Source organism: Dehalococcoidia bacterium, assembly GCA_041653995.1.
GTDB lineage: Bacteria > Chloroflexota > Dehalococcoidia > GIF9 > UBA5629 > CAIMUM01.
This window is the reverse complement of sequence record JBAZEK010000001.1, coordinates 186,934-198,611: the sequence shown is the minus strand read 5'-3', so window position 1 is coordinate 198,611 and position 11,678 is coordinate 186,934. Positions and strand designations below refer to the sequence as shown.

At 52.5% G+C, this 11,678-nt stretch carries 11 protein-coding genes; 7 read left to right on the top strand and 4 right to left on the bottom strand.

The window, feature by feature from the left end:
* Positions 1-46: 46 nt before the first annotated feature.
* Positions 47-712 (bottom strand): response regulator transcription factor, encoded by a 666-nt coding sequence (locus WC359_00975; GenBank protein MFA5399007.1) that lies wholly within the window; start codon positions 710-712, stop codon positions 47-49.
* Positions 713-1,003: 291 nt separating this feature from the next.
* On the opposite strand from WC359_00975, the gene WC359_00970 reads away from it, so the two are divergent.
* From WC359_00970 to WC359_00940, 7 genes are all read left to right on the top strand, one after another.
* On the top strand, positions 1,004-1,336 hold the full coding sequence (locus WC359_00970) for a hypothetical protein (GenBank protein ID MFA5399006.1): 333 nt from the start codon (positions 1,004-1,006) through the stop codon (positions 1,334-1,336).
* A 130-nt stretch (positions 1,337-1,466) separates the two neighbouring features.
* On the top strand, positions 1,467-1,979 hold the full coding sequence (locus WC359_00965; protein ID MFA5399005.1) for an NAD(P)H-dependent oxidoreductase subunit E: 513 nt from the start codon (positions 1,467-1,469) through the stop codon (positions 1,977-1,979).
* 12 nt (positions 1,980-1,991) lie between these two features.
* Entirely contained in the window at positions 1,992-5,132 is a 3,141-nt protein-coding gene (locus tag WC359_00960) for an NADH-ubiquinone oxidoreductase-F iron-sulfur binding region domain-containing protein (GenBank protein ID MFA5399004.1), read from the top strand.
* Positions 5,133-5,144: 12 nt separating this feature from the next.
* On the top strand, positions 5,145-7,103 hold the full coding sequence (locus tag WC359_00955; protein ID MFA5399003.1) for a molybdopterin-dependent oxidoreductase: 1,959 nt from the start codon (positions 5,145-5,147) through the stop codon (positions 7,101-7,103).
* A gap of 21 nt (positions 7,104-7,124) precedes the next feature.
* The gene (locus WC359_00950) at positions 7,125-7,661 is read left to right on the top strand and encodes an NADP oxidoreductase (protein MFA5399002.1); all 537 of its coding nucleotides are present in this window, start codon (positions 7,125-7,127) and stop codon (positions 7,659-7,661) included.
* A gap of 11 nt (positions 7,662-7,672) precedes the next feature.
* The gene (locus WC359_00945; GenBank protein MFA5399001.1) at positions 7,673-9,100 is read left to right on the top strand and encodes a Ni/Fe hydrogenase subunit alpha; all 1,428 of its coding nucleotides are present in this window, start codon (positions 7,673-7,675) and stop codon (positions 9,098-9,100) included.
* Positions 9,101-9,170: 70 nt separating this feature from the next.
* Positions 9,171-9,833 (top strand): 2Fe-2S iron-sulfur cluster-binding protein, encoded by a 663-nt coding sequence (locus WC359_00940; GenBank protein ID MFA5399000.1) that lies wholly within the window; start codon positions 9,171-9,173, stop codon positions 9,831-9,833.
* Here the strand turns inward: WC359_00940 and WC359_00935 are convergent.
* Genes WC359_00935 through WC359_00925 form a run of 3 tightly spaced genes read right to left on the bottom strand, consistent with a single transcriptional unit; the run spans position 9,804 to position 11,593 of the window.
* The gene (locus tag WC359_00935) at positions 9,804-10,439 is read right to left on the bottom strand and encodes a protein-L-isoaspartate(D-aspartate) O-methyltransferase (GenBank protein MFA5398999.1); all 636 of its coding nucleotides are present in this window, start codon (positions 10,437-10,439) and stop codon (positions 9,804-9,806) included. The two genes, WC359_00940 and WC359_00935, sit on opposite strands and share 30 nt — an antisense overlap.
* Positions 10,440-10,453: 14 nt before the next feature.
* Positions 10,454-10,702: a hypothetical protein gene (locus WC359_00930; GenBank protein ID MFA5398998.1), complete on the bottom strand. Its 249-nt coding sequence runs from the start codon at positions 10,700-10,702 to the stop codon at positions 10,454-10,456.
* A gap of 33 nt (positions 10,703-10,735) precedes the next feature.
* Positions 10,736-11,593 carry a tyrosine-type recombinase/integrase gene (locus WC359_00925; protein ID MFA5398997.1) on the bottom strand — a complete coding sequence of 286 codons (858 nt, stop codon included), beginning with the start codon at positions 11,591-11,593 and terminating at the stop codon, positions 10,736-10,738.
* Positions 11,594-11,678 lie beyond the last annotated feature (85 nt).

Sequence of the window (11,678 nt, the reverse complement as noted above, 5' to 3'; positions counted from 1 at the left end):
ATGTGGGCCCCTGCCAGGCTATTACGCAAGCCGGATGAAAAGAGCCTTAAGGCAGCTCCTCCAGGGTGAGCCACCCCTTTTTCAACCCGTATACTATTGCCTCGGATCGTGAACCCACCCCGAGTTTGTTAAAGATGCTGCGCAGGTGAGTTTGAACCGTCCTCACGCTTAAAGTCAGGCTGTCGGCTATCTCCATATTGCTCATACCTTTGGCAGCCAGTCTCAATACCTCCATTTCTCTGTCGCTCAGCACTTCGCCGGGCGTCTGTACCGTCTGTTCCTCGATCGGCGAGCGAAGCCGGTTAAGTACCTTTTTCATAATTTTGGGGTGCAGAACCGGCTCTCCTGTCATAACCTGGCGTATGGCAACGATCAATTCCTCACCGCTTGATTCTTTAAGCAGGTAACCGGCCGCACCTGCTTCCAGCAGGGCGAAAACATATTCGTCATCATCATAGCCGGTTAGTACTAAAATGGCCGTATTCGGATACAATGCTTTAACCTGCTTGGTCGACTCGATACCGTTTAACCGCGGCATTGACACATCCATAATAATTATGGCCGGCCTGAGCTTTTTTGCCAGCTCAACCGCCTCAATCCCATCGCTGGCCTCGCCCACTACCTCGAAATCGGTCTGTGATTCCAGCAGGCGCCTGGTCCCCTCCCTAACAACTTTGTGGTCTTCAGCCAGAAGTATCCTTACTTTCTCCATCAATAGTTACCCCTTTGAATGTGATTATATACACAATAAATACACTATTCAAGCCTCGCAACATGCTCCGTCAGCATAAATGCTTACGTATTTCAACCCGCCGACGGCACCCAGATCTGCCTGTTCTTCGATCTTGGTTGCCTCGTAAATTTGTTACCATGGTAAATATGATGCCGATTAAGCTTTGAGACGGATGGAACGAAGCTTTGCTTGTATTAGATTGTTATACAATCAGAAGCTCTGTGTTTATCATGCGCCGCGCGTACTGAAATAACCGTTATGCCTTTTACTATGACCGAGAGAACAAACCCCATACCGGCAGCGGATGCTGCAGGACAAACAGATTACTGGGCAGGCAGGTCACCCTGCTGGGAGATGTGCCATTGCCCTGCCATGATCAGGAATGAGTGTCCTGCCACAAAATACCACTTTTTGCCCTGCTGGCAAATTGAGGGCACGTACTGCAAACTGGACGATTACGGAGAAAACGGCAACGATACCAGTATCTGTCAGGTATGTCGAGTCTATAAAAAATATGGAAACTGCGAGCCTATCGAACTAAAGCTTTTCGGCCGCGGCATAGACAGTTCGTTGAAGTCGCTGGGAAAGCTGGCTAAGGATTGACTTAATATATGAAAAGTATTAGAATTTTCAGTTGGTTGGGCCGTCTGAAATCACAGTCTCCCCAGTGGAATAGGGTCGTATGACTTTATTCCACTTTTTTACGGATATATCCTGAGTTAGGAGGATTTTTATGGCAAAGCAAAAGGCAGCCCCAGTAACCACCGCGGACACCGGGAGAGGCTTCGCCGGCAGGGCCTTCCAGCGGATCCAGGGAATCATCGATGATACCGGCGGCCAGGCAGGTGCCCCGATCCGCGTCCTTCAGCAGGCGCAGGGTATCGTCGGCTATCTGCCGCCAACCGTGTTGAAAACGATCTCCAGGGACCTCAAGATCCCTCTGAGTGAACTGCACGGGGTCGTTACGTTCTACAGCTTCTTCACTATGCAGCCCAAAGGAAGGCACGTGATACAGGTCTGCCTCGGCACTGCCTGCTATGTGAAGGGAGGCCAACAGATACTCGATCTGCTCAAGAAAGAATACGGGCTTGAACCTGAGGGGATCACTCCGGACGGTAAATTCTCCCTTGAGATCGTTCGCTGCCTCGGTTGCTGCGGCCTTGCACCGGTCATTGCCATCGGCGACGACATCCACCGCAAAGTTAAACCGGGCCAGGTTAAAGACATCCTGGGCATGTATCAGTAGGAGGCAAATGAAGTGCAAAAAATAACCTCATATGATGAATTAATTAAACTTCAGAAGAAAATTGCACCAACCTTAAAAGTCCGCGAAAACAGGGATTTTTCCGCATTCAAGACATCTCCGGAAATCTGCATCCAGCAATGTAGAGGCGCCGGTTGTACCGCTGCCGGTGGTGACAAGGTAACCGAAAAATTTGAAGAACTGCTCAAGAAAAAGGGCATGGGCAATAAAGTTACTATCGTCAGGACCGGCTGTCTCGGCCCCTGTGAAATGGGCCCGACAGTCATCGTAAATCCGGGCGATATCCTCTATGTAAGGGTCAAACCGGAAGATGTTGAGGAGATCGTTGAAAAACATATTCTCAAAGGGCAAATCGTAGATAGATTGGTCTATCACGATCCTGTTACTGACAAAGCCATACCCGAAAGGCTGAAAATCGGCTTCCTGGCTGAACAGGAGCTTCGTATTCTGCATAATAACGTACTTATCGATCCTTACAATATAGAAGAATACATCGGGCGCGGCGGTTATGAAGCTCTAGCCAAAGCATTGTTTAAAATGAAGCCGGATGACGTATTAGAGGAGGTAAAGAAAGCCAATATACGCGGCAGAGGTGGTGCAGGCTTCCCGACTGCAACAAAGTGGGGATTTCTCAAGAAATCGCCGGGTACTGTCAAGTATCTTCTTTGTAACGGCGACGAAGGCGACCCCGGCGCGTATATGAACCGTGCGGTGCTGGAAGGCAATCCTCACTCAATTATTGAAGGGATGGCCCTGGGCGCTTATGCGGTTGAAAATGTGAAGGAAGGGTTTGCTTATATACGAGCCGAGTATCCGCTGGCAATTGAAACCCTGGCAGCAGCCATCAAGCAGGCCAGGGAGTACGGATTCCTCGGCAAGAACATCATGGGAACCGATTTCGAGTTTAACCTCGATATCTTCCCCGGCGCAGGCGCCTTTGTCTGCGGAGAGGAGACAGCCCTGATGACCTCGGTTGAAGGCAAACGAGGTATGCCGAAGCAGAGGCCGCCTTTCCCCTCAGACAAGGGCCTGTTCGGCAAACCTTCTGCTCTCAATAATGTTGAGACGTGGTCATATATACCCAGGATAATTCGCGAGGGCGCCGATTGGTTCACCAGTGTCGGCACTGAAAAATGTACCGGCACCAAGACCTTCAGTCTCGTAGGCAAGGTTAATAATGTCGGCCTGGTGGAAGTGCCCCTGGGCACCAGCCTGGGTAAAATTGTATTTGATCTCGGCGGCGGTATCCCCAAGGGTAAGAAATACAAGGCAACTCAATTGGGCGGCCCGTCAGGCGGCGTTATTCCGATTCAGCACGTTAATGTACCTGTTGAGTATGAATCCGTTACTGCCTTAGGCGCGATCATGGGATCGGGCGGTGTGGTCGTTATGGATGAAGACAACTGCATGGTTGATATCGCCAAGATGTTCCTCGGATTCTGCAGAGATGAATCATGCGGTAAATGCGTTCCCTGCCGTGCCGGTATCCCCAAGGTTTTAGCAATTCTGACCAAGATCACAGATGGCAAGGGTACCATGGAGGATATCGATACACTCGAAGAGCTTTCCGAGATGATGCAGAATGCATGTCTTTGTGCACTCGGACAGACTGCTCCCAATCCCGCACTTTCAACCCTCAGGCATTTCAGGGAAGAATATGAAGCGCACATCATCGACAAGAAATGTCCGGCTGCCATGTGCCAGGCACTCTTCAGGGCGCCCTGCCAGCATACCTGCCCGGTCGGGCTGGATGTCCCCGGTTACATTTCACTGATCAAGAGCGACAAGCCCGCTGAGGCTTATAAACTGATCATGCAGAGGCTCCCGTTGCCGATGTCAGTCGGCCGCGTTTGTCCGCATCCCTGCGAGAGCAAATGCCGCAGGGGGCAGGTAGATGAGGCAGTCTCCATCAGGCACCTCAAACGTTACGCTTCCGATTACGCCTGGGAGCACGGCCTTTCATACACACCGGAGATCAAAGCTTCCAAGTCTGAGAAGGTAGCAGTCATCGGCGCAGGCCCTGCCGGCCTGGCCGCAGCCTGGGACCTGGCTGTAGAAGGTTATAAGGTAACCATCTTTGAAGCGCTGCCGGTAGCCGGCGGCATGCTGGCAGTCGGTATACCCGAGTACAGGCTCCCCAAAGAAGTGCTCAACAAAGAGATCGACAACATCAAGAAACTGGGTATCGAGATAAAGCTCGACAGCCCTGTCAAAGATATCGACGCCCTGTTCAAAGACGGATTCAAAGCCGTTTTTGTGGGTATCGGCGCTCATAAAGGTGACAAGATGGGCATCCCGGGCGAGGAGCTTGAGGGTGTTTACGATGCTATCGACTTCCTGCGCAACATCAACCTGGGCAAGTTTATTAACGTGGGTAAGAAGGTCGCAGTAGTAGGCGGCGGCAACTCCGCCATCGACGCCGCAAGGGTTGCCCTGCGTAAGGGCGCCGAGGAAGTGCACATCGTCTACCGCAGGGAAAAGGCAGATATGCCGGCAGAGGAGGAAGAGATACTGGCCGCCGAAGAAGAGGGAATCAAACTCCATGTCCTCACCGCCCCGGTCAAGGTCATCGGCAAGGTAGGCAAGGTAGCTGCGATCGAATGCCAGAAGATGGCGCTGGGTGATTTCGACAAGAGCGGCAGGCGCTCACCCAAAGCCATCGCCGGCTCTGAATACACCATCGAAGTAGACATGCTGATCGAAGCCATCGGCCAGCGGCCCGACACTGCTTCACTGAAACTCTGTGAGGTCAAGACCGGTAAAGGCGGCACACTGGTTGCCGACAAACGGACCCTGGCCACCGACCAGAAAGGTGTGTTTGTCGGAGGCGACGCCTTCACAGGCCCGTGGACGGTCATTGAAGCCATCGCCTCCGGTCAGAGGGCGGCCTCTTCCATCAAGCGGTTCCTCACCGGTAAAGACCTCGCACCCAGGGTCGACCGGAAAGATTCCGAAACCTTCACCTACACCAACGTTCCCCCGACTGACGCGGAGACCGCAGAACATGCCAGGGTCGGCATGGCCGAGATCAGGCTGGCAGACCGCAAGTCTTCCATGAAAGAGGTAATCCTGAACTACTCCGCCAAGGAGGCTAAAGAAGAATGCAGCAGATGCCTGAGATGCGATATTGGATAGGAGAAAAGGCAAATGAGTGAAATTACTTTAACGATAAACGGTAAACAATGTAAAGGCAAACAGGGCGACACCGTCCTGGAGGTTTGCCTGGCCAATGGGATTGATGTCCCAACACTGTGCCACTTTAAAGGGCTGGTAGATATTGCCGCCTGCAGGATGTGCATAGTTGAAGTTGAAAAAGAAAGAAAACCCGTACCTGCCTGCGCTTATCCTGCACGTGAAGGTATAGTGGTAACGACAAACAGTGAGAAGATCGAGAAATACCGCCGCCTGGTGCTCGAGCTGCTGTTTACCGAGCGCAACCACCTTTGCGCGTACTGTGTGGCAAGCGGCGACTGCGAGCTGCAGAGCCTGGCCTACAAATACCAGATGGACAATGCGCGCTACCAGTATTCCTGGCCCAACCAGACAACAGACTCGTCCCATCCTAATATTGTAATGGATCACAATCGCTGCATTCTTTGCGGAAGGTGCATCCGTACCTGTGACGAGATAACCGGCGCGCACGCGCTCGATTTCGGTAAACGCGGCTGGAAGACCAACATCTGTGCAGACATCAACCAGCCGCTGGGCGAATCATCGTGTATCTCCTGCGGAGGCTGCTTCCAGGCGTGCCCGACGGGAGCTATTTTCTCAAAAATCAGCGCTTACAGGGGCCGACCCTCTGAGTGCACTTCAGTCGAATCAACCTGCGCCATCTGCGGTGTCGGCTGCGATATCAACGGCCTGGTCAAAAACAACCGTGTAGTCAGGATCGACAGTCCTGACATGACCAAACCCCGCGGCCTTCTCTGCGAGATCGGCAGGTTCGAGCCGCTCTATGATACCGCCGACCGTGTCACCACTCCTTTGAAGCGCAACAGCAAAGGGCAGCTGGCCAGCTGCTCTTACGATGAGGCGTTCGAAGCGATCGTTAAAAAGTTGGGCGCGTCCGATAGTGTGGCAGGGCTGGCCTCCGGTAAGGCTAACAGTGAAGCTCTGAAGGCTTTCGCCGAACTGATGGAAAAGGTCGGAGGCAATCTGGTGGATACGCTGGACGGAGACGATTGCCGGACCATCACACAGGGTATAGCCAAATTCGACAGCAAGGCCGGACTGTCTATAGAAGCAAAACTTGAGGACATCCTAACTGCCGATGCCATAGTCGTTATAGGCGCGCATCCCACCAAAACACATCCGGTAGTCGGCTCATATGTTATGCGCGCTGCTTCTAAAAACAAGGCAAATTTAATCGTGATCGATCCGCTGCGCAATCCTTTCTCTTTCCGTGCTTCGGTCTGGCTTAAGCCGCCCGAGGGCAAGAAGGAGCTTGTCATCAATGCGCTGGGCAAATCTATAGCAGACCATCTGCCGGCTAAGACAGCCGCAGCTAAAGGTAAATACTCGGCGGCATTCAAGGATATTGACATAAAGAAAGCCGGCAAGGACCTCGGCATCGATGTACACGATATAGTCAAAGCCGGCGAGATTTTGGCCGGCTCTAATAACGGCATTATCATCTATGGTAGCGGTATACTTCAGTACAAAGATGCCTCACTGGTGGCAACAATATTGAATCTTTCTGCGCTGATAGGTGATAAATCCAGGGTTATCTCTCTGAAACGATACGGCAACAGCCGCGGCGCCTGGGACCTGGGTCTGGTCAACTCAAAGGCATCCGTGGCCGCGGATCTGGCCAGGAGCAAAGCCAAAGGCCTTTATCTGTTGCTGGCCGATGACCTGACAAATGCGCAGGCCCTGGCCGACAGCATCAAAGGAGTCGAATTCGCAGTAGTTCAGGCCAGCTACCGCTCACCCGTTACAGAAAAAGCGGATGTTGTTCTTCCATCACTGCTCTGGACTGAGAGCAAAGGCAGCTATACCTCGATCGACGGTATCAGTAAGAAGACCGTTCCCATGGTCAAGGCAAATCCTGCGATCAAGCCGGATGCCGATACCCTCAAGGAAGTTGCCAAACACCTTAAAAAATAAACGCCCGTAAGGAGTGAACAGATGGCAAAAGTAAAAGTAGCGACGGTCTGGCTGGAATCATGTGCAGGTTGTCACATGTCATTCCTCGACGTAGATGAATTCATAATCGACCTTTCGAAGCTGGTCGAATTTCGCAGAAGTCCCATCACCGATCTCAAGGACTTCGACGATGTAACCGTGGGCATAGTTGAAGGCTCCGTCGGCAACGAAGAGGAAAAAGAGGTCATCCAGGAGTTGCGTCATCATTGCAAGATCCTTATGGCACTGGGAGATTGCGCCTGCTTCGGTGGAGTCTGCGCTATGCGCAATACACTCGATAAAGAAGCTGTCCTTAAGCGCGCCTATATAGATACCCCCAGCACATACAAGGGCAAGATTCCGGTAGCTCCCGGAGTCCCCGAATTGCTTGATAAGGTATATCCGGCTAACCAGATTGTAAAAGTGGATTGCTATGTGCCCGGCTGTCCGCCGGAGCCGGAGGCCATTAAATATGGACTTACCGAACTGCTGGCCGGCAGGATACCTGTCGTTCCCAGCAATATAATGCGCTTTGATTAAAGAGGTGAAAGATGGCAAGTAAAACGATTGAAATCAACCCCATAACCAGAGTAGAGGGGCACGGCAAGGTCACCATCCAATTGGACGATGCGGGCAATGCCGTATCGGCCAGGTTCCATAATACTCAGTTCCGTGGCTTTGAGAAGTTTTGTGAAGGACAGGTCTTCCAGGAGATGCCCAATCTGACACCCAGGATATGCGGCATCTGCCCGGTCAGCCACCAGCTTGCATCAGCTAAAGCGTGCGATATGATCTTGGGTAAAGAGCTAACACGGCCGGCCAAGCTTCTCAGAGAGCTGCTGCACCTTGGACAGTACATACAGTCGCATGCCCTTCACTTCTTCCATCTGGCCAGCCCTGATTTTCTGCTGGGCTTCGACTCCGACCCGGCCACCAGAAATGTGATAGGGCTTATCGAAGTTGACCCGGCGCTGGCCACAGAGGCCGTCAAGCTGCGCAGCTTGGGCCAGACCATCATAAAAAAACTCGGCGGTAAGAAAGTGCACATGAACGCTGCCTTGCCGGGCGGTATGACCACCGCCCTCTCCGCCGAAGACAGGGATTATTTCCTCAAACAGATCGATTGGGCGCTTGCTGACGCTCAACTTGCAGTGAAAATATTAAAGGAATACGTTGCAGCTAATGCTGAAGTCGTTAACAGCTTTGCCAAATTTCCTTCGGCCTACCTCGGATTGGTAGACCAGGACGACAATCTCGCCCTTTACGACGGCAACCTGAGGCTGGTCGACTCCAAAGGGGTGGTACTTGAAGACCAGTTCGATCCCTCCAAATACCTCGATATCATTGCCGAGTACGTGGAAGACTGGTCATACATGAAGTTCCCTTTCTATAAAAGCCTGGGCTACCCCGGCGGAATTTATCGCGCCGGACCGTTGGGCCGCCTTAATGTTTGTAAGGGTATCACTACGCCGCTGGCTAATGCCGAATTCAAGCTTTACAAGAAGCTCAGCCCCAACGGCCTGGTCGAAGGCTCCATGTTCTTCCACTACGCACGCCTGATTGAGCTCATCTACTCCATCGAGAAGGCTCGGGAGATACTGGAGGACAAAGACGTCACCTCGACAGACCTGCAGGTCACCTCCAGTATATATAACAGTCATGGTGTTGGCGTCGTCGAAGCACCCAGAGGTACTCTCTTCCATGATTACTGGGTCGACGAGAGCGGAAAGATTACCGGTGTTAACCTGATTGTGGCTACCGGCAACAACAATGCTGCCATGAACCGCTCAGTTTACGAAGTCGCCCACCAGTATATAAAGAACGGCAAGGTCACCGAGGGCATACTAAACAGAGTCGAAGCCGCCATCCGCTGCTACGATCCCTGCCTGTCATGCTCCACTCATGCCCTCGGGCAGATGCCCCTTCACATCCAGCTCAGGGCGCCGGACGGCTCGATAGTACAGGACGTGTATAGCTAAAGGTTAAAATGCTGATTGAGAGGCGGGTTACGATTTGTAACCCGCCTTTTGTTTTGATATCTTTTGGAACATGGTTTGCACTTTAATCATAGACGGAAGAGAGGTCAGAGCAACCCGCGGAGCAAACCTGCTGTGGACGGCGCTGGACAAAGGCTTCTATATCCCTAACCTGTGCGCGACCCGCGGCCTTAAAAAGCCCACCGCATCATGCCGCCTTTGCTTTGTGGAGATCGCAGGTAAGGCCGGTGGTCCTGTCACCGCCTGCACTGAAAACGTCTGCGACGGCATGTCGGTTACCCTCACCAGCCCGGTTATAAGGAGATTACGCAAAGCAGCGTTCAACCTGTTACTGAGCAACCACTCACTGGATTGCGCAAGATGCGCCAAGAATAAAAAGTGCGAGATGCAGAACATAGCCGCCCACGAGCATTACAAACTCAATGACCGGCGTTTCAAAAAAATCCCGCTGGAGTATCCAATTGACACCAGCCACCCTCTGATCATATTCGACCGCAATAAATGCGTTCTCTGCGGGAAGTGTATCCTGGCCTGCAAAAATAAAGGAACTTCTGTCCTGGACTTTGCCTATCGCGGCTTGAATACTATCGTTTCCACGTTTGCTCAGATGCCCCTGGCAGAAACTGACTGCAACTCATGCCTGGCCTGTGCTGAAGTATGCCCTGTCGGGTCTATCTACCTGCGATCACTCATTCCAGGCGTCCCTGCCGATTAACGGCACGAAGCGGCAGCCCCCCAATCTCTCGGTCCTGATACCCGCTTTCAGTTTCGTGATGCGCAGAAGCTCCTGCTCCATTCTTGATCCGACCGGTATGACCAGCCTTCCTCCCTCGCACAGCTGGTCTATCAATGTCTGGTGCACGGAAGGGGCAGCGGCGGCCACTAAAATAGCGTCATAGGGCGCATACTTCGCACAACCCAGCTGATCGCCGGCAAGCTCAACCTGAACATTTTTGTAGCCCAGCTCCGCCAGTATCCCGGCTGCAGACTCCGCGAGCTCGGGTATCCTCTCGACGCTGTAAACACAATTGGCGAGTTCGGCCAGCACTGCAGCCTGGTATCCGCTGCCGGTGCCGACCTCAAGCACCTTCTCCTGCCCGGTCAATCCCAGCGCCTCCGTCATAAGAGCGACGATGTAAGGTTGCGAGATGGTCTGACCGCAGCCGATGCCGAGAGGCCTGTCGTCGTACGCCGACGACTGTAGCTCCAGTGGTATGAACCGCTCGCGAGGCACCCTGGACATAGCCAACAATACATGTCTATCTTTGATATCGTGAGATATCGAATCGATCAGGATCCGCCGGGCCCTGTCCAAGTCCACAGCCGTAAAAAATCCTACGATTTCAAGGCGGGGATAAATGTCAGAATGATCAACACCAGTATCAAAATCCCGGCGATGATGGCGATATTTATTAGATCGGATTTGACATAGCTGTAATTCTGCGGCTGTAAAGCTGCGGCCACAGCGTTTGCCTGTGGTTTGGAGCGGGCGGGCTGCACCTTCTGCTGCGCCAGCCCGGCATTTGGCCGGGATGCCTCGGGTGCTCTGCTCCTGGACCTGTTTTTGCGTGATTTCTTAGACATTATATTCTCCTGATTATGACTGCGCTGAAAGGGCTACACCTGTTTATAGGCCCGTGTCGTAGAGATGTGAGCATGCCCCAGTACTTCCTGCACAGAATGAATATCCGCACCGCTGTTAAGCCTGTGCACAGCATAACTGTGCCTGATAGTCCTGGGCGTGACTTTGGCGGATATCCCGGCGGCAGTTGCATATCCCTGTACGATCTGCCAGAATCCCTGCCTGGTGAGCCTTTCACCCCTCTGATTCAGGAAAAGGGCTCTCTCTTTATCACTGATCAGCAACTTGATTCGCACCGAGTCTATGTATTCCCGCATCATTCGACCGATGCGGCCATCCAGAGGGATCTTCCTTATTTTGCCGCTAGGCCCTTTTAAATTAACGCAGTTATGCGCTGTGTCGATATCCTCAACATTCAGAGACATCAGTTCACTGGCCAGCAGTCCGCTGGCATACAGCAGTTCCAGCATGGCCTGGTCTCTGCGGGCATCGACGGAAGGAACCCGCGCAGTCTCCGCCAGTAGACGTTGCATATCATTCACCGACAAGGCTGTTGGTAGAGGTTTATTAACCCTCGGGGCAGTCAGGCTGGGCGCCAGATCCTTATTAATCTTGCCGCGTTCGGCCATGAATTTTAGAAAGGTCCTGGCCGCTGCAACCTTCCTCGCGATGGTAGAAACGGTATAGCTTTTCTGCTTGAGGCTTTGCATGTAGGACGATAGGTGATCTCCGCTCAACTCGGCGGAATTGTAGCCCGGCCCTTCTTTCCCTTTGACCGCAGCTATATAATCCGCCAGCTGGCTCAGATCATTATGATAAGCGTCCAAGGTGTTCCTTGAGCACTTCTTCTCTTTAGATATGTAATTCAGGAATAATCTTATGTCTTCTTCCATAACGGCGACCACTATTTTAACATAAATCGGCATCCCTGGAACAGACCACTGGGTTGATCCTGCCACACCTTTTGTAAGCCTGTCG

Bases quoted from the DNA above. Each gene is read 5' to 3' on its own strand.
- WC359_00970 (MFA5399006.1), top strand. From the start codon at position 1,004: ATGACCGAGAGAACAAACCCCATACCGGCAGCGGATGCTGCAGGACAA.
- WC359_00955 (MFA5399003.1), top strand. From the start codon at position 5,145: ATGAGTGAAATTACTTTAACGATAAACGGTAAACAATGTAAAGGCAAA.
- WC359_00940 (MFA5399000.1), top strand. From the start codon at position 9,171: ATGGTTTGCACTTTAATCATAGACGGAAGAGAGGTCAGAGCAACCCGC.
- WC359_00925 (MFA5398997.1), bottom strand. From the start codon at position 11,593: ATGGAAGAAGACATAAGATTATTCCTGAATTACATATCTAAAGAGAAG.
- WC359_00930 (MFA5398998.1), bottom strand. From the start codon at position 10,702: ATGTCTAAGAAATCACGCAAAAACAGGTCCAGGAGCAGAGCACCCGAG.
- WC359_00945 (MFA5399001.1), top strand. From the start codon at position 7,673: ATGGCAAGTAAAACGATTGAAATCAACCCCATAACCAGAGTAGAGGGG.
- WC359_00965 (MFA5399005.1), top strand. From the start codon at position 1,467: ATGGCAAAGCAAAAGGCAGCCCCAGTAACCACCGCGGACACCGGGAGA.
- WC359_00950 (MFA5399002.1), top strand. From the start codon at position 7,125: ATGGCAAAAGTAAAAGTAGCGACGGTCTGGCTGGAATCATGTGCAGGT.
- WC359_00975 (MFA5399007.1), bottom strand. From the start codon at position 712: ATGGAGAAAGTAAGGATACTTCTGGCTGAAGACCACAAAGTTGTTAGG.